This window comes from Flavobacteriales bacterium, from assembly GCA_016712535.1.
GTDB lineage: Bacteria > Bacteroidota > Bacteroidia > Flavobacteriales_F > PHOS-HE28 > PHOS-HE28.
Map to the genome: position 1 here is coordinate 1 of JADJQW010000002.1, position 21,586 is coordinate 21,586.

The 21,586-nt window shown below is 62.4% G+C and carries 14 protein-coding genes; 3 read left to right on the forward strand and 11 right to left on the reverse strand.

From position 1 onward, the window contains the following. The 7 genes from rlmN to IPK70_00130 form a co-directional block, all read right to left on the reverse strand. A partial coding sequence (gene rlmN, locus IPK70_00100) for a 23S rRNA (adenine(2503)-C(2))-methyltransferase RlmN (protein ID MBK8225557.1) occupies positions 1-810 on the reverse strand: 810 nt, incomplete at its 3' end. A 17-nt stretch (positions 811-827) separates the two neighbouring features. Further along, positions 828-1,490: a 2-C-methyl-D-erythritol 4-phosphate cytidylyltransferase gene (locus IPK70_00105; GenBank protein MBK8225558.1), complete on the reverse strand. Its 663-nt coding sequence runs from the start codon at positions 1,488-1,490 to the stop codon at positions 828-830. A gap of 109 nt (positions 1,491-1,599) precedes the next feature. Then, positions 1,600-2,649, reverse strand: coding sequence for a tRNA preQ1(34) S-adenosylmethionine ribosyltransferase-isomerase QueA (gene queA, locus IPK70_00110; protein ID MBK8225559.1), 1,050 nt, complete (start codon positions 2,647-2,649; stop codon positions 1,600-1,602). Positions 2,650-2,787: 138 nt separating this feature from the next. Continuing rightward, positions 2,788-3,516 carry a tRNA pseudouridine(55) synthase TruB gene (truB, locus tag IPK70_00115; GenBank protein MBK8225560.1) on the reverse strand — a complete coding sequence of 243 codons (729 nt, stop codon included), beginning with the start codon at positions 3,514-3,516 and terminating at the stop codon, positions 2,788-2,790. Positions 3,517-3,520: 4 nt separating this feature from the next. Continuing rightward, positions 3,521-4,315, reverse strand: a complete 795-nt coding sequence (gene uppP, locus IPK70_00120; GenBank protein MBK8225561.1) for an undecaprenyl-diphosphatase UppP — start codon at positions 4,313-4,315, stop codon at positions 3,521-3,523. Continuing rightward, entirely contained in the window at positions 4,312-4,566 is a 255-nt protein-coding gene (locus IPK70_00125) for a DUF3098 domain-containing protein (GenBank protein MBK8225562.1), read from the reverse strand. The genes uppP and IPK70_00125 overlap by 4 nt, the downstream gene beginning before the upstream one ends. An 11-nt stretch (positions 4,567-4,577) precedes the next feature. Then, positions 4,578-5,453 (reverse strand): cell division protein FtsX, encoded by an 876-nt coding sequence (locus IPK70_00130; GenBank protein MBK8225563.1) that lies wholly within the window; start codon positions 5,451-5,453, stop codon positions 4,578-4,580. Between the two features lie 63 nt (positions 5,454-5,516). On the opposite strand from IPK70_00130, the gene IPK70_00135 reads away from it, so the two are divergent. From IPK70_00135 to IPK70_00145, 3 genes are all read left to right on the forward strand, one after another. Continuing rightward, entirely contained in the window at positions 5,517-9,245 is a 3,729-nt protein-coding gene (locus IPK70_00135; protein MBK8225564.1) for a leucine--tRNA ligase, read from the forward strand. Positions 9,246-9,371: 126 nt separating this feature from the next. Next, positions 9,372-10,196, forward strand: coding sequence for a DUF3108 domain-containing protein (locus tag IPK70_00140; GenBank protein MBK8225565.1), 825 nt, complete (start codon positions 9,372-9,374; stop codon positions 10,194-10,196). Positions 10,197-10,564: 368 nt separating this feature from the next. Beyond that, on the forward strand, positions 10,565-14,692 hold the full coding sequence (locus tag IPK70_00145) for a hypothetical protein (protein ID MBK8225566.1): 4,128 nt from the start codon (positions 10,565-10,567) through the stop codon (positions 14,690-14,692). 62 nt (positions 14,693-14,754) lie between these two features. Here the strand turns inward: IPK70_00145 and IPK70_00150 are convergent, their stop codons facing one another. The 4 genes from IPK70_00150 to IPK70_00165 form a co-directional block, all read right to left on the reverse strand. Further along, positions 14,755-18,297, reverse strand: coding sequence for an efflux RND transporter permease subunit (locus IPK70_00150; GenBank protein MBK8225567.1), 3,543 nt, complete (start codon positions 18,295-18,297; stop codon positions 14,755-14,757). Between the two features lie 131 nt (positions 18,298-18,428). Beyond that, positions 18,429-19,586, reverse strand: a complete 1,158-nt coding sequence (locus IPK70_00155) for an efflux RND transporter periplasmic adaptor subunit (protein ID MBK8225568.1) — start codon at positions 19,584-19,586, stop codon at positions 18,429-18,431. Positions 19,587-19,607: 21 nt separating this feature from the next. Next, positions 19,608-20,936, reverse strand: a complete 1,329-nt coding sequence (locus IPK70_00160; GenBank protein ID MBK8225569.1) for a TolC family protein — start codon at positions 20,934-20,936, stop codon at positions 19,608-19,610. After that, positions 20,936-21,550 carry a TetR/AcrR family transcriptional regulator gene (locus IPK70_00165; GenBank protein ID MBK8225570.1) on the reverse strand — a complete coding sequence of 205 codons (615 nt, stop codon included), beginning with the start codon at positions 21,548-21,550 and terminating at the stop codon, positions 20,936-20,938. Before IPK70_00165 ends, IPK70_00160 begins: the two co-directional genes overlap by 1 nt. Between the last annotated feature and the right edge of the window lie 36 nt (positions 21,551-21,586).

The following is a 21,586-nucleotide window of genomic DNA, read 5'->3' on the forward strand; positions in this document are numbered from 1 at the left end:
TGAATCGTTGAAGCCGCGCAAGAGGATGTACTCGAAGGTGACGTCCTTCCGCAGCGTGCGCGTGTAGTAGCGCAGGGCATCCTTCAGCTCGGCCAGCGAGTTCTGCTCGTTGATCGGCATGATGCGGTCGCGCTTGGCATCGTTGGCAGCATGGAGCGAGAGCGCCAGGTTGAAGCGTGCGCCATCGTCAGCCAGCTTGCGGATCATCTTGGCGATGCCGGCCGTGCTCACCGTGATGCGTCTTGCGCTCATGCCCAGGCCGTCCTCGGCGGTGATCCGTTCCGCGCTGCGCAGCGTGCTGGCGTAGTTGAGCAGCGGCTCGCCCATGCCCATGTACACGATGTTGGTGAGGCCCTGCTTGTAGTACTTGTGCGCGAGCGCATCGATGAGCACCACCTGATCCACGATCTCGCCGGCGTCCAGGTTGCGCACGCGCTTGAGCTTGCCGGTGGCGCAGAAGCTGCACGTCAGGCTGCACCCGATCTGGCTGCTGATGCAGGCCGTAAAGCGCGTTGGGGTGGGGATCAGGACACCTTCAACGATGTGGCCGTCCCAGGTCCTGAAGGCGCACTTCACCGTGCCATCCTGGCTGCGCTGCTCCTCGGCCAGCACCAAGGGCCGCAGCACCGTGCGCTCCGCCAGTGCCGCGCGGAAGGCTTTGGGCAGGTCGCTCATATCATCGAACGAGCGGGCCTTCTTCTTCCACAACCATTCCCAGAGCTGCTTGGCACGGTAGGGCTTCTCGCCGAGCTCCGCGACGAGGGATTTGATCCCATCGAGGGTGAGGGAGCGGAGGTCGGGGGCTGTCATGCTGGAAACGTATCGTGTCAACCGAGCAGCGATTCGATGACCCGCATGTCCATGGCGGATGTCACCTTGATGTTGTTCTCCTCGCCTTCCACCAGCGCCACCTTCACGCCCAAGCGCTCCACCAGTGTCGCTTCATCGGTGAAGGCGGGGTCGTAAGGCTGCTGGAAGGCTTTGCGCAACAGGTCGGTGTGGAAGCATTGCGGCGTCTGCACGGCCAGCAGCTTCGCGCGGTCGAGCGCGCGTGATCCTTCGGCGGTGGTCTCGCGGATGCTCGGCACCACGGGTACCACTGGTATCGCCGCGGCGTGCTTGTCCGCAGCATCGAAGCAGCGAGCGATCAGCTCAGTGCTCACCAACGGCCGTACGCCATCATGCACGGCGACGAGCCCGTCGCCTTCCGCCTTCTCAAGGCCGGCCTTCACGCTGTGCCAGCGCTGCTCGCCACCGGCCACCACCTCGTGCTCGATGAAGAAGCGATGACCCATGCACAGCGCTTTCCAGATGTCGAGGTGCGCCTGGGGCAGCACCACGATCAGCGCCATTCCCGGATCGAAGCGATGGAAGGCCTCGATGGTCCACATCAGCAGGGGACGGCCCTTCACCGTTTGGAACTGCTTGGGAACGGGGCCGCCCAGGCGCTTGCCGCTTCCGCCGGCGACGATGATGGTGGAGCGATGCATGGGTATTGCCGAAGAGGCGAAGAGTCGCGGAGAATGCAGGGGCTTTCACAAAGAAAAGAGGCGCAGAGCTTCTCCTCTCCGCGCCTCAGCGTCCCTGCGGCTTGTTTCTTCAGATGATGAGCATCGCGTCCCCGTAGCTGAAGAAGCGGTACTTGTCCTTGATGGCCACTTTGTAGGCGTTCCACACGTGCTCGTATCCGCCGAAGGCGCACACTTGCATGAGCAAGGTGCTCTCGGGCATGTGGAAGTTGGTGACCATGCTGTCGGCGATGCTGAACTCGTAAGGCGGGTAGATGAACTTGTTGGTCCAGCCGTTCATCGACTTCATGTGGTTCTCCGTGCTCACGCTGCTCTCGATGGCGCGCATGGTGGTGGTGCCCACGCAGCATACGCGCTTCTTGGTGTCCTTGGCCTGGTTCACGATGGCGCAGGCCTCCTTGGAGATGATCACCTGCTCGCTGTCCATCTTGTGCTTGGTGAGGTCCTCCACCTCCACCGGACGGAAGCTGCCGAGGCCCACGTGCAGTGTGACTTCGGCGAAGTTCATGCCCTTCAATTCCATGCGCTTCATCAGCTCGCGGCTGAAGTGCAGGCCCGCAGTGGGTGCGGCCACGGCGCCTTCGTGCTTGGCGTAGATGGTCTGGTAGCGCTCCGTATCGCTGGGCTCGGTCTCGCGCTTGATGTAGCGCGGCAGCGGGGTCTCACCCATCTCGGTGATGGTGCGCTTGAACTCCTCGTAAGGCCCATCGAACAGGAAGCGCAGCGTGCGGCCGCGGCTGGTGGTGTTGTCGATCACCTCAGCCACCAGCTCATCGTCCTTGCCGAAGTAGAGCTTGTTGCCGATGCGGATCTTGCGCGCAGGGTCCACCACCACATCCCAGAGCAGGCTCTCGCGATTGAGTTCGCGCAGCATGAACACCTCGATCTTGGCGCCGGTCTTCTCCTTGTTGCCCCACATGCGGGCCGGGAACACCTTGGTGTTGTTCAGGATGAAGGTGTCGCCTTCATCGAAGTAGTCGAGGAGGTTCTTGAACTTCTTGTGCTCGATCTTGCCATCCTTGCGATGGAGGACCATGAGCTTGCTTCCGTCGCGGTCCTTGGTGGGATAGAGGGCGATCTGCTCCTTCGGGAGGTTGAACTTGAATGCGTTGAGTTTCATGTGGATTGCGGGGTCTTACGGGGCCTCGCCGGGTTTGGGGGGCCGAATATAGTGTCACGGTTAAGCCAAGGTCAAAGAACTTCGCATTCAGGGGATTACACCCCGGAATTCAACAGCCACGAGATGTCCTTGGGCGGGCTATTGGGCGCCTCGGTCGGGCAAAGGGGCAATGTGCTGTGCCCAGGCTTCCGGCACGTGCGCGTCCTCTACCCGGTATGGACCGATGGCCGTTCGGCGCAACTGGCTCAGGTGGGCGCCGCAGCCCAGCACCTGGCCGATGTCGTGCGCGAGCGAGCGGATGTAGGTGCCCTTGCTCACATGCACTTCGAAATCGACTTGAGCGCCCCGGACGGCGGCGACTTCCAATTGACTGATGATCACTTTCACCACGGGCATCACTACTTCGTGGGCCCGCTCGGGATCGCGGGCCAGGAAATAGGCACGTTCGCCCTCGAAGCGCTTCGCGGAATAATTCGGCGGGCGCTGGTCCACTTCACCGATGAAGCGGGCGAACGCGGCGCGTATCTCCGCTTCGCTCAAGTGCTCCCACGGTCCGCTGTGCAAGGTGGCCGTCTCCAGATCGTAGCTGGGCGTGGTGCTGCCCAGGGTGATGGTGCCCGTGTAGGTCTTCTCCAATCCCGTGAGCGCGGGCAGCTGCTTGGTGAGCGGGCCATAGGCCATGATCAGCAGTCCGCTCGCCAGCGGATCCAAGGTGCCGGCATGCCCCACTTTGAAGTTGCGGCGCTGCACCACGCTGCGCATCGCGCCCCGGATCTTCTTCACCGCATCGAAGCTGGTCCAGCCGAGGGGCTTGTCCACCAGGATCAGGCCACCGGCGACCGGGTCAAAGACATGGTCATGGATCATGGGCTCAGAACATCTGCATCTGAACGCCCATGAAGTGCAGCGCGATGATGACGCCGCCCACGGCGATGCGGTACCATCCGAAGGCCTTGAAGCCATGCTTGGTGAGGAAGCCGATGAAGCCGCGGATGGCGATGATGGCCACGATGAAGGCGACGGCGTTGCCGACGGCGAAGAGCTGGAAGTGCTCGTTGGTGAAGGCGCCGCCATCCTTCATGTAATCGTACATGCTCTTCACCGTTGCGGCGAACATGGTGGGCACCGCGAGGAAGAAACTGAACTCCGCCGCATGCTTGCGGGTGAGCCCCTGCGAAAGGCCGCCGATGATCGTGGCCGCCGAGCGCGACACGCCGGGCACCATGGCCAGGCATTGCCACGCCCCGATGGTGAAGGCCTTGCGCCACGTGATGGGCTGCGGCCCGGCTCCCGTTCCGCCCGGCATCCAGCGATCGATGAAGAGGAAGACGATGCCGCCGAGGAAGAGCGCGAGGCCCACCACGAAAACGTTCTCCAGCAACGCATCGATGTGCTCTTTGAAGAGCAATCCTGCAATCACCGCCGGGATGAAGCCCGCGAGGAGCTTGAGGTAGAAATCGATGCTCTGGAAGAAGCGCTTCCAGTACAGCACCACCACGCTGAGGATGGTGCCGAACTGGATGGCCACGGTGAAGAGCTTCACGAACTCATCCTTCTCGATGCCCATGAGCGCCGAGCCGATGATCATGTGGCCCGTGCTGGAGACGGGCAGGAATTCGGTGAGCCCCTCGATGATGGCCAGGATGATGGCCTGCAGCAGCGTCATTGCGCCTCGCCGCTACGATCGCGCTTGAGGATGGCGTATACCACGAAGAGGTAGCCTACCAGCACCACGATGGGCGCCACGGTGATGCGCCGATCACTGAAGATCTCGGTGGCATCGAAGGCGTTTGGATCCCCGTTGCCGCCGCCGCTCATGAGCAAGTAGCCCACCACCACGATGCCCAGTCCGATGAGCAAGAGCTTGTAGTTGGTGGCGGTGAATGCCAGGTCGTTGAAGTGGTTCTGCTTGGCCATGTGCGATTCGTTCAGCTCCAGTGCAATGCTTCGTGATCCATGCGAAGGTAGCGGCCCACGGCCACCCAGGTGGCCAACAGCGCGATGAGCAGCCCTACGACCACCACGGCCGCGAAGAGCAGGCCCAGGGAGAGCGCGTCGGTGAAGGCAAGCAGGTCGGGCACGTAGCGCTTGCCCAGCCAGAAGAGGCCGGCGAGCGTACCGACGGCCAGCACCGCCGCAATCAGCCCTTGCCACACGCCGCTCAGGAGGAAAGGCCGCTTGATGAACCAGCGGGTAGCGCCCACCAAGTGCATGGTGCGGATCAGGAAGCGCTGGCTGTGGATGGCCAGCCGGATGGTGTTGTTGATGAGCGCAACGGCCACCACCAGCAGGAGGGCCAGGAAGATGAGCCCTCCGATGTTGAGGGTGACGAAATTGCGGTCCATGTTCTCGATCACGGCGGCGTTGTAGGCCACATCGTGCAGGCGGGCATCCTTCTGCAGGCCGGCCACGATCCACTTCATGCTGTCGGGGTGCGCATATGCGGGCTTCACGCTCAGCTGGATGCTGGGGTCGATGGGGCTCACCCCGCCGAGCAGCTCCAGGAAATCCTCGCCCAGCTCCTCCTTCATTTGCGCAGCGGCTTCTTCCGGGGTCACCAACAAGGTGCCGGCGCTGTATGGCTGAAGGTCCAGCTCCTTGCGGAAGCGCAGCACGTCGGCCTCCTTCAGCTCGCGCTTCAGGAAGAGCTCCACGCGCACCTGCTCCTTGAAGTAGCGCTCGATCGCGCGGGCATTGAGCAGGATGAAGCCCTGAAGGCCCAGCATGCACAGCACCAAGGTGATGCCGATGACCGTGCCCACGCTGGTGGTGCGGGTCCGGATCTTGCTGCGGCGGGCGCTCATCGGGCGGCGAAGGTAGGAGCGCGTACGGACGCCCTTCTACCTTTCGCCACGCAAGCAACCGTGATGGCCTACGAGCACAACGAGATCGAGAAGAAGTGGCGCGCCGAATGGGCGAAGCGCGGAACCTACCGTGTGGAGAACGACGCTTCACGTCCCAAGTACTACGTGCTCGACATGTTCCCCTACCCCAGCGGCGCCGGCCTGCATGTGGGGCACCCGCTCGGCTACATCGCCAGCGACATCGTGGCGCGCTACAAGCGGCATTGCGGCTTCAACGTGCTGCACCCCATGGGCTACGACAGCTTCGGGCTTCCCGCCGAGCAGTACGCCATACAGACCGGACAGCACCCCGCGAAGACCACCGAGGTGAACATTGATGGGTGCCTTGATGATGAAGGCAACATATTGCCGAAGTATCTGAACTCTGATGGCAGCATCAAGAAGGAGGCCCTAAACAGCAGCGGCGAGGTCATTAGGGGATACAAAAGACAGCTTGATGCCATCGGCTTCAGCTTCGATTGGAGCCGCGAGGTGCGCACCAGCGATCCGTCGTTCTACAAGTGGACGCAATGGATCTTCCTGCAGCTCTTCGACAGCTGGTACGACCACGAAGCGCAGAAGGCGAAGCCGATCCACACCTTGGTCGTGCGCTTCGGGCACCAAGGCTGGCAGCCATCGGACCCCTGCGCGCTGACCGGCGATGTGGAAGAAGAACTGGGTGCATTCAGCGCTGATGAATGGAAAGCCTACGATGAGCGCACGAAGCAGCGCATCCTTCAGCACTTCCGGCTGGCCTACTTGAGCGAGGCATGGGTGAACTGGTGCCCCGCATTGGGCACCGTGCTCGCCAACGACGAAGTGAAGGACGGCGTGAGCGAGCGCGGCGGCCATCCCGTGGAGCGCAAGCGGATGCCGCAGTGGAGCATGCGCATCACAGCGTATGCGCAGCGCTTGCTCAGCGGGCTCGATACGCTCGATTGGAGCGAGAGCATCAAGGAGGCGCAGCGCAACTGGATCGGCCGCAGTGAAGGAGCGCTCGTGCGTTTCAAACTCAAATCCAACCTCACCCCTAACCCCTCTCCCGAGGAGAGGGGAACAGCTCACTTCGACCAGGATGAATCAGATAGTGGTGCGATAAGCCGATTCCGCGAGACCGCAAACCCATTCATCTGGTCGAAGCTCGTCGCACACGCGAAAGAGATGCGTCATAACCCCACCGAGGCCGAGAACAAACTTTGGCAGGCCATCCGGGGGAATGCGACCAGTGGCCGAATCCGGCGCCAACACATCATCGACAAGTACATCGTGGACTTTGTTTCCCTAAGGAAACAATTGGTCATCGAAGTGGATGGTGATATCCACGACCTTCAAATAGAGGAAGATGCACTGAGGACGCTAGCGCTTGGCGAGAAGGGATTCAAGGTCATCCGCTTCCGAAATGAAGAGGTGCTCTCCGATGTGTTTGAGGTCAAGCGACGGATTCAAGCAGAACTGGATTCAAGGCCGGACTTCAGTGCATCAGCAGACGATAAAACCGAAGAGGAGTATTCCTCCCCTCTCCCCGGGAGAGGGGTAGGGGGTGAGGCAATCGAGGTCTTCACGACACGGCCCGACACCCTCTTCGGTGTGACGTTCGTAACGCTCGCGCCAGAGCACGAACTCGTGGAAGTAATCACGCCCGCCAACCGCCGTGACGAAGTGATGGCCTACGTCACCATGGCGAAGAACCGCAGCGAGCGCGAGCGCATGACGGAGGTGAAGCGCGTGAGCGGGGTGTTCACCGGCGCAACCTGCATCCATCCCTTCACCGGACAAGAAGTGCCCGTGTGGGTGGGCGATTACGTGCTCGGCGGCTACGGCACCGGCGCTGTGATGGCCGTGCCCGGCGGCGATCAGCGCGACTGGAATTTCGCGACGCACTTCAATCTGCCCATCATCGCCGTGACCGAGGGCGCCGACATCAGCAAAGAGGCCGATGAGCGCAAAGACGCGACGATCAGCAGCGAAGGTTTTCTCCGGGGCCTGAAGGTGCCCGATGCGATCAAACGCGCCATTGATGAATTGGAGAAGCGCGGTGCCGGCGAACGCCGCATCAACTTCCGCTTGCGCGATGCCGCTTTCGGCCGCCAGCGGTACTGGGGCGAGCCGATCCCCATCTACTACAAGGACGGAGTGCCTTACGCGCTGCCCGAGAGCGAGCTGCCCCTGAAGCTGCCCGAAGTGGACAAGTTCCTGCCGACGGAGGACGGAGAACCTCCACTCGCACGCGCTGCGAATTGGAACTACCAAGGCCATCCGTTGGAAACGACGACGATGCCCGGTTGGGCTGGTAGCAGCTGGTACTTCCTGCGCTACATGGACCCGAAGAACGAAGGCCGCTTCGCATCACCCGAGGCCCTCAACTACTGGCAGCAGGTGGATCTCTACGTGGGCGGCAGCGAGCACGCCACCGGCCACCTGCTCTACTTCCGCTTCTGGACCAAGTTCCTGCACGACCGCGGCTGGATCAACTTTGATGAGCCCGCGAAGAAGCTGGTGAACCAGGGGATGATACAGGGACGTTCGAGCATCGCACAAATGATTGTAGACCGAGAGGATTGGGGGATTCTCGAGCACACATTGGGAGCCGATGGATGGAAGATTATGTACGAACCCAAGGGCAACGAAACCGTCAGACCCGATTTGATGCTCACTAGCCCGGAAGGGGTGAATGTGATCTTGGAAACCAAGGCTTTGATTGAAGGGGCCGAAGGACGATTAGCGGCCAAGAGACGAATCGAGCGGTTCACGGAAAACATGAGCAACACGGTGGCCGTTGTCGTCACACTTGGAGAAGCGGTAGTGAATCTCGATTCAGTAATCAATAGAATCCGAGAGGCAGCCGCCACACGAACCTCTGTCGTTTCAGACGAAGAGTATTCATGGCCCCTGCTCATTTCTGCTGGGACTGATGCACGTGAATTCCGAACGATAGCAACGCATGTTGATGTCAACTTGGTTGTAAACGATGTCCTGAATAAGGATATGTTCCGAAGATCAAATCCCTCCTTTGCAACAGCTGGGTTCATACCTGATGGCGGAGAGTTCTTCTGTGCTTCAGAAGTAGAAAAGATGTCCAAGTCGAAGCTGAACGTGGTAAACCCCGACGACATCATTTCGAAGTACGGTGCCGACACGCTTCGCCTCTACGAGATGTTCCTCGGCCCCCTGGAGCAGAGCAAGCCGTGGGATACCAACGGCATTGAAGGCACCTTCCGCTTCCTGCGGAAATTCTGGAATCTCTTCCATCTTGCAGGTGATGCATTCGGCGTTACCGACAATGCTCCCACCAAACCCGAACTGAAGGTCCTGCATGCCACGCTGAAGAAGATCACCGAGGACATCGAGAAGATGAGCTTCAACACCAGCGTGGCGCAATTCATGATCGCCGCGAACGAGCTGGGCGCGCTCAAATGCAACAAGCGCGCGGTGCTGGAGCCGCTGGTGATCGCCTTGGCGCCCTTCGCGCCGCACATCGCAGAGGAATTGTGGGAGAAGCTCGGCCATACCGACAGCGTAACAGGGGCAAAATGGCCCCAATGGGATGCCCAGCACTTGGTGGAGGACAGCTTCAGCTACCCCATCAGTTTCAATGGAAAAACGAGGCTACAACTCGAATTCCCCATCGGGCTGAGCAAGGAAGAGGTGGAGGCCCAGGTACTCGCGAATCCGGAGGTGCAGGCCAAGCTGGGAGGTCAGCCGCCGAAGAAGGTGATCGTGGTGCCCAAGCGGATCGTGAACATCGTGGTGTAGCGCATGCCACTAGCTCCTAGCCCCAAGCTACTAGCCCGCCTTCGGCGGAAGCCGGCTAGAGGCTCGTGGCTAGGAGCGAGCAGCTGCACTCGTACCGATCGGCACCCGCTTTGCGTTCCTGAGGGCATGGCACGCACTTCCACCTTCCTGCTCGCGGGCATCGGCCTCTTCACCATGGCCTTCGCCCAGAGTGATCGCCCAACCGAACCGAACACGCTCCCGGCTCCCTCGAGCACGCCGTACCGCAGCATCAGCCACAATGCCTTCAAGCCCGGCGAGAAGCTCACCTACGTCGTTCACTACGGCTGGATGAATGCTGGCGAAGCGGTTGTGGAATTGCGTGAGTCGGAGCAGCCCATCATGGGACGCAAGGTGCTGCGCGCGGTGGGCCGCGGCCGGAGCCTCGGCGCCTTCAACGCCTTCTACAAGGTCGATGACTATTACGAGAGCCAGATCGATTCCGAGGGCGTGTTCCCGTGGATGTTCCAGCGCCGCGTGAGCGAGGGCGGCTACGAGTTCTCACAGGACTACTTCTACCGCCAGCACAAGAACGAGGTGACCACGCAGAAGCAGCAAACGCATGCGGTGCCACCCAGCGTGCAAGACATGCTCAGCGCCTTCTACTACGCGCGCACCATTGACTTCAGCAACGCCAATCCCGGCGATGTGTACACCATCCAGACCTTCCTCGATGACGAGCTCTGGCCCTTGCAGATGAAGTTCATCGGCAGGGAGACGATCAAATTGCGGAACGGGAAGTACCGCTGCATGAAGTTCCAGCCCGTGGTGCAGGAGGGCCGCGTGTTCAAGACCAACGACGACCTCAACGTGTGGATCACCGACGACGGCAACAAGATCCCCGTGCTCGCGCAGGCCAAGGTGCTCGTGGGCTCGATCAAGATGGAGCTGAGCCAGTACGAAGGGCTGAGCCATCCGATCGCGAAGCACTAGGATCGTTTTGGTCGCGATCTGATCGCGAAGCAGGAATGGCCTGCCAGCCCGGGGCGATCACGCGGCTACCATCCCGAAGGCCAGCATCAGCATAAAGGACAAACCCTCTGGTGCTGGTCCTATTTGAGCAGGTGCTCATGTGACCCGGCACCGCCGGATATCCGCCCTTCCGCGCCCGGCAGTCCGCGCGTGCGTTCAGATCCGTTGCCAAACGAATGGTTCGCGGCTGGTTGTGAATGCACCCGGTGACCGGGATCGGATGACTTGCGATACCCATGAGCGCAGTGATATTCGACACAGTGCATTCGGACGGGATCACTCAATTTGCCGGCCCCACAGGCCTTGCCCGTCGGATTCACAATGATGCCATGAAATCACTTGCACTCGCCCTTTCGCTGCTCACCGCCTTCACCGCCACCGCCCAGAGTCGTTTCTGGAGCGAATTGCCCGCCGCACGTGCTGGCCAGATGCCCGGTGAACGGCGCATCGTGCCTGATCGGGCACGAACGCTCAGTCTCGATGCCGAAGGACTGCGATTGTTCCTCGCCACGGTCCCTGTCGGTTCGCTCGAGCAGGTGGGCAGTTCCTCGCATCTTTTGGAATTGCCCATGCCCGGCGGGGGCTTCGCGGGATTCCGATTCCTGGAGGTTCCGGTGATGCACCCCGACCTGCAGGCTCGGTACCCCATGATCCGCACGTATACCGGAGTTGGGCTCGAGGACGGCGCGCTGCTGAAAATGGACCTTACCCCGCATGGCTTGCACGCCATGGTGCTCACGCCAAGTTCCGACGACTGGTTCATCGACCCCCTCATTCACGGCGATGCCGCCCACTACCAGAGCTACTTCAAACGCGACTTCCGCAAACAACTGCCCGCCGACTTCGAGGCCTGCCACTATGACCAGGTGAACGACATCGACGCCGCACAGAAGCAGTCGCGCGAATGGATCGCTCAGATGGGCGTCAATCGCGTGGGCGATTGCCAGCTGCGTCGCTACGACCTGGCTTTGGCCTGCACCGGCGAGTACGCGAATTTCCACGGCAGCAACACCACTAACAACAACAAGAGCTTCGCCGCAGCTGCCATGGCCACCTCGCTCAACCGGGTGAACGGCATTTATGAGAGGGACGCTACGCTCACCATGTTGCTCGTCGCGAACAATGATGCCATCATCTACCTCAACGCCGCCACAGACCCGTACACCAACAGCAATGGCGGAACCATGCTGGGCGAGAACATCAGCACCTGCAACAGCGTGATCGGCTCGGCCAACTACGACATCGGGCACGTGTTCAGTACCGGGGGCGGCGGCGTGGCCTACCTGAACAGTCCTTGCACCAGCAACAAGGCGGGGGGCGTCACAGGCTCCGGCGCACCGGTGGGCGACCCCTTCGACATCGACTATGTAGCGCACGAGATGGGGCACCAGTATGGCGGCAATCACAGCCAGAACAACAATTGCAACCGCGCCGCCAGCGCTGCCGTGGAGGTGGGCAGCGGCATCACGATCATGGGCTACGCCGGCATCTGTTCGCCCGATGTGGCCAGCAACAGCATCGCCATGTTCGGCGGCTACAGCATGCAGGAGATCGCCGCCAACATCACCACCGGCGCCAGCAGCGGCTGCCCAACCACCACCGCGCTCGCCAACGCCCAGCCCACCGCGAATGCCGGCGTGGACCGTGTGATCCCGCGCTCCACGCCCTTCATCCTCACGGGCAGCGCAACCGACGCCAATCCTGGCAACGTGCTCAGCTATAGCTGGGAGCAAATGGACAACGCCGTGGCCACACAACCGCCCGCGGCTACCAACACGGGCGGCCCGGCCTGGGTGCCCTTGTTGCCGCAAGGCACGCCTGTGCGCTACATGCCCAACCTGCCAGCGGTGATCGCCAACACCACGCCCACTTGGGAGGTGCTCAGCAGCGTGGCGCGCACATACAATTTCCGCTTCACCGTGCGCGACAATGCCGTGGGCGGTGGCTGCGCGAAGCAGGATAACATGGTGGTGACGGTGAACGGAACGGCCGGGCCCTTCGTGGTCACCGCGCCCAATACGGCCGTGGCCTGGACGGCGCTCACTTCGGCAACGGTGACTTGGAACGTGGCCGGCACCAACGTCTCGCCGGTGAGTTGCGCGAACGTCGACATCCTGTTGAGCACCGATGGCGGCCTCACTTATCCCATCACCCTGGCCACCGCCACGCCCAACGATGGCAGCCAGACGATCACCGTGCCCAGCAACCCCACGACCACTGCACGCGTGATGGTGCGCGCCAACGGCAACATCTTCTACGACATCAGCAACACCAACTTCACGATCACCGTGCCCGCCACGCCAGACTATTCGTTGAGCGTGTCGAGCGCTACGGCCAACGCGTGCCAACCCGCCAACACCACCTATGCGGTGCAGGTCGGCAGCATCCTCGGTTACAGCAGTGCGGTCACGCTGGGCACCGCGGGTCTCGCGTCGGGCCTGAGCGCATCGTTCAGCCCCAACCCGGTAACGCCCGGTGGCAGCAGCACGCTCACCATCAACGGCACCGGCAGCGTGGCGCCGGGCACCTACAACTTCACGCTCACCGCCACCAGCGCCAGCGGCAACAAGAACCTGGCGCTCACGCTTGAGGTGATCGCCTCGGCCGGCACCGTCACCTTGGCATCGCCGGCCAATGGCGCATCGGGCGTGGGCGGCGGCACGCCTTTGACATGGAATGTGGATCCCAATGCGGCATTGTATGCCATCCAGATCGCCACCGATGCGGGCATGACCAACATCGTGGAGACCGGCAACGGACTCACCGCCACCAGCTACAACACGGCGGTGGCCACGCAGCCGCTCACCACCTATTACTGGCGTGTGCAATCGAGCAACCCCTGCGGCTTCGGTTCGCCATCGGCCATCTGGTCATACACCACCAGCGATTGCCAGCCGGTGGCCATCCGCATCGTGCTGGACCGTTACGGCGCGGAGACCACTTGGAACCTGCAGAGCAGCGGAGGCAATGTGGTGGCCAGCGGCGGACCCTACACCAACCAAGCCGCCAACGGCACGTACCCGCAACCCGACGTGAACCTGTGCCTTCCATCAGGCTGCTATACGCTCACGGTGAACGACAGCTTCGGCGACGGGCTGTGCTGCAGCTTCGGCAGCGGGTACATCGCTGTGCTGGAAGCCAGCGGCGTACCGCTGGCTTCGGCCTCCACCTTCACCAGCACCATCGCTTCGAACTTCTGCATCGGCACGCCGTGCATCGGCGCACTGCCGTACAGCGAGAACTTCACCGGGGGCCTGGGCGCCTGGGTGCAAGGAGTCACGGATTTCTTCAACTGGACCCTGCAGAGCGGCAGCACGCCCACCAGCAACACCGGCCCGACAGGCGACCACACCAGCGGAACCGGCAACTACCTCTTCACCGAATCGAGCAGCCCCAACAACCCCAGCCGCGCAGCCGAGCTCTTCAGCCCGTGCATCGACCTGGAGCCTTACGCCAACGCCGAGCTCACCTTCTGGTTCCACTTATGGGGCGCGACCATGGGCACCTTGAACGTGGATGTCTGGAACGGTGCGACCTGGACGCAGGCAGCTTGGAGCCGCACCGGCAACCAGGGCAACAGCTGGCAGCAGGGTACGCTTTCACTGAACCCTTGGCTTGGCCAGGCCATCCGCATCCGATTCCGCGGAATCACGGGCTCAGGCTCCACCAGTGACATGGCCATCGACGATATCCTGGTCACCGGCAGCAGCGAGGTGCAGGTGGCCGCACGCGTAGCACTCGAAGGCCCTTATGACCCGGGCACCGGCTTGATGCGCGACAACCTGCGCGTGCTTCCTTCCTTCCCGCTCACTGAGCCATTCACCGCCCTGGGCTATGCGCACGTGAGCGGTGGCGGCGAAGCGGTGGCTGCGCCGGTGCTCGCCACCAGCGGAAATAACGCCATCGTCGATTGGGCGGTGGTGGAGCTGCGCAGCAGCAGCGGGCCGACGACGGTGATGGCCACGCGCAGTGCCCTGGTGCAGCGCGATGGCGATGTGGTGGCCAGCGATGGCCTCAACCCGGTGAGCTTTCCTGTGGCTCCGGGCGATTACCATGTGGCAATCCGCCACCGCAATCACTTGGGCGCGATGACGGCAATCCCTGTAGCCCTAAGCACTGCCGCCACCACGGTCGATTTCCGGCTGGCCAGCTTGGCCACTTATGGCACCGAGGCGCGCAAGACCATCACCGGCGCATTCCCGGCAGAGGCCTTGTGGGCGGGCGACGTGACCTTCAACAGCATGCTGCAGTACGTGGGCACCGGCAACGACCGCGACCCCATCCTGGTGCGGATCGGCGGCAGTGTCCCCACCAACACGGTGAGCGGATATCTCCCGGAAGACGTGACCCTTGACGGCACCGTGCGCTACGTGGGCGATGGCAACGACCGCGACCCGATCCTGGTGAACATCGGCGGCAGCCTGCCCACGAACACGCGGGTGGAACAACTGCCCTAAGCGGACTCGAAATGCAAGCGGCCCGTGCGTGAATGCACGGGCCGCTTCTGCTTGAGCGTGATTCAAGCAGGTGAAGGCGAAATCTTCGTCGCCGCACCCTCATCCCCGCTCGTGGCTTGTTCGCGCACCGGCACCCACCGGTACAGAACCTTCGTGAGCAGCAGGAACATCACCGGCACGATCACCAGGGTGAGGAAGGTGGCGAAGACGAGGCCGAAGATCACGGTCCAGCTCATCGGTCCCCAGAACACCGTGTTGTCGCCGCCGAGGGTGAACTGCGGATCGAGGTCAGTGAAGAGCGTGAAGAAGTTGATGTTGATGCCGATGGCCAGCGGGATGAGGCCCAGCACCGTGGTGATCGCGGTGAGCAGCACGGGGCGCAGCCGTCGCGCGCCGGCATCCTCGATGCTGCGCAGCACTTCGGCCATGGGCAGGCGCTGCTCCTGCGTAAGACCGAGCTCGGCCTTGCGACGGTTCTGCAGCAGCAGCATGAAATCAACGAGCACGATGGCGTTGTTCACCACCACGCCTGCGAGCGAGATGATGCCCACCATGGTCATCATGATCACGAACTCCATGCGGAAGATGACCAGGCCCAGGAAGACGCCGATCAGCGAGAAGACCACGCTGCTCACGATGATTCCCGGTATGGCCGCGCTGTTGAACTGCGCCACGATGATGAGGAAGACGAGGAACACGGCGATCATGAGCGCGGTGCTCAAGAAGCTCATCTGCTTCTCCTGCTCCTTCAGCTCACCGGTGAATTCGTAGGTGAAGCGCGGGTCCTTCTGGTAGCCCTCGAAGGCGGCGATCACGTTCTTCACCACGGGGTCCTTCTGGAACTCATCGGTCACGTTGCTCTGCACCTGCACCATGCGCTTGAGGTCCTTGCGCTTCACGGCGCTGAAGGTGCTGGTGTAGGTAGGCGTGGCCAGCGCGCTGATGGGCACCTGGCGGATCTGGCCGTTGGTCTGGTCGCGGAACGTGACGCGCATGCCGGCGAGCACCTCGGGATCGTAGCGGTACTCGTCCTTCAGGCGGATGTTCACCGGGTAGTCGTCCTCCCCCTGCTTGTAGGTGCTCACCTCACGGCCATAGAGGCCGGTGCGCAGCGCGTCGCCGATGGCCCAGGTGCTCACGTTGTAGCGACGGGCCTTCGCGCGGTCGATCACGATCGGCATCTCGGGCTTGCCCAGCTCCACATCGAGCTTCAGTTCCTCCACCATGTCGATGTGCTGGTCCTTCAAGAAGGCGCGCACCTTCTCGCCCTCTTCGATCAGCGCGAGCACATCATCACCCTTGATCTCGAGGTTGATGGCCTTGCCCACCGGCGGACCGGCAGCGTCCTTGTCCACCACCACGGTCACGCCGGGAACGCCGCGCACGGCCTCGCGGATGGCTTCCATCACGTCGAGTGAATTGATGCCTCGCCGCTCAGCGTACTTCACGAAGCTCACCTGTACGCGCGCCTTGTGCGGCGTGGCGTCGAAGCTGGGACCGGCCATGGGATCGCTGGTGCCCTCGCCCACCTGGGCGATCACGCTGCTCACCATGAAGTTCCGCAGGCGCTGCGCGGTGCTTCCATCGGGCAGGGTGTCAATAACCGTGTCGTTGTACTTCGGGTCCGCGAGCACGTCGAACACCCTGCGCTCGATCTCACGCGTGGTGGCATCGGTGCTGTTGATGTCCGTGCCGATCGGTTTCTCGATGAACACGTTCACATAGAGCGGCTGGTTCACCGGGAAGAAGAGGGTGTTGAGCGGGAAGATGGCGGTGAGCGCCATGGAGAAGAAGAGCAGGCCGATGGTGCCGATGAACATCCATCGTGGCCGCTTGCCCTGCAGGGCCCAGACGAGGAAGAGGCGGTAGCGCTCCTCCACGCGCGGCATAGTGACGTTCTGGAAGCGTATGCTGGCCGGGTACAGCACGTAATGATTGAGGTAGCCGAAGAGGCCGAAGGCGAAGGCCAGGTTGCCGAGCGTGAACAGGAAGGTGTTGCCGCCGAAATGACCGAGCAGGCTGAAGAGCAGGCCGAGGCCGGTCATCCATCCGCCCACCTTGAAGGTGAGGAAGCGCGAGGGCCCGTCCTGCTTCACCCGCATGTAGCGCGCGGCGAGCATGGGGTTGACGATGAGGCCCACGAAGAGCGACGAGGAGAGCACGACCATCAGCGTGATGGGCAGGAACTTCATGAACTCGCCCATGATGCCGGGCCACATCAGCAGGGGAATGAAAACCGCCACGGTGGTGGCCGTGCTGGAGATGATGGGCCATGCCACCTCCCCGATGCCATTCTTGGCGGCGCGGATGGGGCTCTGCCCCTCGCTCATCAGGCGGTGCGTGTTCTCGATCACCACGATGCCGTTGTCCACGAGCATGCCCAAGGCGAGCACGAGGCTGAAGAGCACCATCATGTTGAGGGTGTAGCCCATGGCATTGAGCACGATGAAGCTCAGCAGCATGCTCATGGGGATGGCGATGCCAACGAAAATGGCATTGCGCAGGCCGAGGAAGAACATGAGGATGCCCACCACCAGCAGCACGCCGAAGATGATGGAGTTCTCCAGCTCATCCACCTGCGTGCGGGTCTGGTCGCTCATGTCGCCGGTGATGGTGACGGTGAGGTCCTTGGGGAACACGTCCCGCTTGAAGCGGTCAAGCACGGCGTTGATGCTGTCGCTGGCCACGAGCAGATTGCGGCCGCTGCGCTTGATCACGTCGAGCATCACCACGGGCTGACCGAATTCGCGGGCGTAGCTGGTGGGCTCCACGAAGGTGAAGTCCACATCGGCGATGTCGCCCAGGCGCACGATGTCGAGGTTCTCCTGCTTCACGATGATGCCGCGCACCTCGTCCATGCCGGTGAACTCGCCGTTCACGCTGATGGTGCGGCGCAGGCCATCCACCAGCACTTCGCCGCCGCTGATGCTCACGTTCTCCTGCTGCACGGCGCTGGCCACATCCTGGAAGCTGAGCTCGCGCGCCTCCATCTTGGGCAGGTCGAGGCTGATGCGCAATTCCTTCTTGGGCACGCCGCGGATCTCCACCTTGTTCACGGTCTCCAGGTCCTCGAGCTTGTCCTCCAGCTGCTCGGCCCATCTGTTCAGCTGATCGATGCTGTAATCGCCGCTGAGGTTGAGGTTCATCACGGGCATCATCTCCGAGAAGTTCATCTCGAACACGCTGGGCTCCGCAGGCAGGTCGGTGGGAAAGTCGGGGTCGGCCTTGGCTTTGTCCACCGCATCCTTCACCTTGCGCAGCGCCTCACTGGGCTTCACGTTGAAGTCGAACTTGATGTGGATGGTGCTGAACCCCTGCACGCTGGTGCTGAGGATCTCGTCGATGCCGGTGATGGTCTTGATCTCCTTCTCCAGCGGGCGGGTGATGAGCTTCTCCATGTCGTCCGGCGCGTTGCCGGGGTACATGGTGCTCACGAAGATCTCCGGTGTGACCACCTCGGGGAAGGCCTCGCGCGGCATGCTCTGGTAGGCGCTCCAGCCCACGAGCGCGATGAGGATGCTGAGCACCATCACGGTGGCGCGGTTGTCCACCGCCCATGAGGCGATGCCGAAGCGCTTCTCAGGGAATACGTTGTCGTTTGACATGATGCTCTCCTTGATGTCCGTTATCCTTTGTTGCGATCAGAAAGATGTCGTGCTGTTGCCGGCACTTGTTCGTCGACCCATTCGGTCGCCGCTTCGGGTGAGTCGGGAAAGCCGCTGGTCGTTGATCAGGATCATGCCCCCTTCATCACCTGCACCTCCTGCTTGTCCACCACCAGGCGGGCGCCCTGATCGATCAGCGTGACATCTCCCTTGAGCGCATCGGATGATTCGAGCAGCATGTCGCCGCCTTGGGTGCTGAGCACCTTCACGAAGATCTTTCGGCTGCGGGGCGTGCCGTTCTCCTGGTCCAGCGTGAACACATAGCTCTCACCGGCGCTGTTCTGCATCACCAGGCGGCTGGGAACCACGATGGCATCGGCCACCATGAGGTCGCGGATGCGCACGTTCAGGAGCTGGTTCGGGCGGAGCTTGGTGCCGTTGTCCATCCGCAAGGTGGCCTTGAAGCTCCGGTTGGCGGGGTTGATGTACTGACCCACCTGCGCGATGGTGGCCATGTGCTTCTCGCGGGTCTCGGGGATATGCACCTCGACGCTGTCGCCCGGTTTCACCTTCGTGAGCAGGTCCTCCGCGAGGTCGCATTCGATGCTGGCCTTCCCGAGGGAGACCACGCGCGCCACGGGCTGCATGGGGTTGGCCATGTCGCCGAGATTGGGGAAGATCGCGTCCACCACGCCATCGAAGGGCGCGCGCACTTCGGCGCTGCTCACCTGATCCATCATCGACTTCACCTGGGCGGCGCTGCTCTCCATATTGGCCTTGGCCTGGAGGAATTGCACCTCGCTGCCGATCTTCTGCTCCCAGAGGCGGGCTTGCTTCTCATACACGGTGCGCGCCAGCTCGGCTTGGGCCTGGGCCTGTCGAACGCCTTCGCGCAGCGCATCCACATCGATATCGACGATGGCCTGGCCTTGCTTCACGCTCTGGCCCTGCTGCACCAGGATCCGCCGCACCTTGCCGCCGGTGGCAGAGAACACCAGCGCATTCTCGTCTGCGCGCACGCTGCCATGCGCCTCGGTCCAATGCGCGAATGGCTGCGATTGCAGCGAATAGGTGGTGACCATGGGCAGCGAGCGCTGCATGGCGGGGTCGTTGGCCGCGAGCCAGCCTTCGACCTCGGCGATGGAGGCGTTGAGCTTCTCGCGCGCGGCTTTCAGGGAATCGCGTTCGGCGCGCTTCGCGGCAACCTGCGCATCGGTGTCGGGGGCGCTAGCGCCGCAAGAGGCGAGCAGGGCGATGGCGGGGACTAGGAGAAGGAGGGAGTGACGCATGGTCTTGGGTTGGTCGCGTTATCAATAGAGGTCGAGCGCGCGGCGCAGGTCGGCGCGCGTGGTGAGCAATTCGATCAGGCGCTGCACGTATTGCTGCTGCGCCGCGAGGCTGTTGCCGCGCTCTTGCGTGAGCTCGAAGCTGCTGGCGGCGCCCTGCCCGAACTTGATGCTGGTGCGCTCGGCGATGCGCTGGGCGAGCAGCAGGTTGCGCTCTTCGGTGCGGTAGTTCTCGAACGCGGTACGGGCCTGGCTGCGCGCGCGCTCCACCTCGGCCAGCAAGCGCTGCTCGGTGGCGGTGCGGTTCACTTCGACCTGCTTCACGGCGATGGTGGCCTGCTTCACCTTGTGATGCCTGCTGCCGCTGCTGATCACCGGTACATTCAGCTTCACGCCCCAAACCGTGGTCGGATAGAACGGATACGTGCCGCCGGGGTCGAAGTCGGGGCCGTTCCACACTTGCTGGTGGCTGAGGAAGCCGCCGAGGCTGGGCAACTGCTTGCTTCGCTCGTTGCGCATGTTCAGCTTTTGCAGGCGCACCAGGGTCTCAGCGCCTTGGAGTTCGATATGCTGCGCGGGTTGGAAGGCCTGCTCGCTCAAGGCGGTCTCGTCGGGGTCGTTCAGCAGTGCCTTCAGATCGTCGGTGAGCGTGATGGGCGTGCCTTGCGGGGCGCCGAGCGTGAGCGCGAGCAGCATGCGCGCCACATCGGCCTGCTGCTGGAAGCTGTTCTTCAGGCTGGTGGTCTGATCGAGCTGGATGGTGAGTCGGTCCACATCGGTCTCTTCGAGGAAGCCGGCCTCCACCATGGCCCGGGCCTCGCGCAGGCTCTGCTCGATCAGCGGGATGCCCTCTGCGGTGATTCGCGCCCCCTCTTCAGCCGCAAGCACGCCATAGTAGGCTTTCGCGGCCTGGTTGCGCGCATCAGCGCGCGCCTTCTCCAATTCCTCGCGGCTTTGCTGGGCCAGGGCCTTGGTGGCCCTCAGGCCGATCAGGTAGCTGCCATCGAAGAGCAATTGCGAGAGCGTGGCTCCGGCGCTGGCGTTCCATGGCAGGCCGAACTGCGCGGCAACGAATTCCGGGCCCTGCCCCGGCGTGAAGAAGTTCGGGATCAGCTGCGTGGGCACATCGATGAAGTTCTGCAGCTGCACCTCGCCATTGATCTGGGGCAGCCCGATGGCCGTGATCTCCTTCACGCGGTGCTGCATCTTCTCGGCTTCCAGCGCGCTGGACTGCACGGCGTAGGCCTGCTTCGAGGCCATGTCCATGGCTTCCTTCAGCGAGAGGCTGATGGGGCCTTGGGCCTGCGCGGCGATGGCCGTTGCGGAAAAGAGGAAGGTGATGGATGTTCTCATCAGGCGCGTTCTTTCTTGGCTTTCTTCTCCAGGTAGGCGACGCCCTTCTTGCTGGCGATGCCGCGGATGTGGTACTCGAAGTGCTTCCAGAGCACGTCGCTCAGGTTGAATTGGTCCGTGGGGAATACACGGCCATCCCAAGTTGAATCGATGCGGGCGATGTACAGGCGCGTGATCACCTCCACATCCAGATCCTCGCGGTACAGGCCCTCAGCGATGCCCTTCCGCAGGTTGGTGCTCACGCAGGTGTAGATGTCCTCCTGCTCGCGTTGCTCCATGATCTCCCACGCCTTGGGGTGGTACTTCTGGAGATCGAACTGCACGCTGGGGTGCATGTTGCCCACCTGTGCCACGATGAACCTCGTGATCTCCTCATTCTCGTCGATGGCATTGAGGCCGCGCGTGCAGATCGCATTGATCGCATCACGATGGAAGCTGCACACAGCGGTCACCGCCTGTTCCACCAGGTCGTTCTTGTCCGTGAAGTGCTCATAGAGCGTCTTCTTGCTCATGCGCAGCTGGGTGGCCACGTCGTCCATGGTCAGGCTCTTGATGCCTAAGCGCATGAAGAGCTTCAGCGACTGCTCCAGGATCTCTTGCTTCTTCGGGTCCATTCCGTCGGGGTTGGGGAGGCGTTCTCGGAAGGGGGC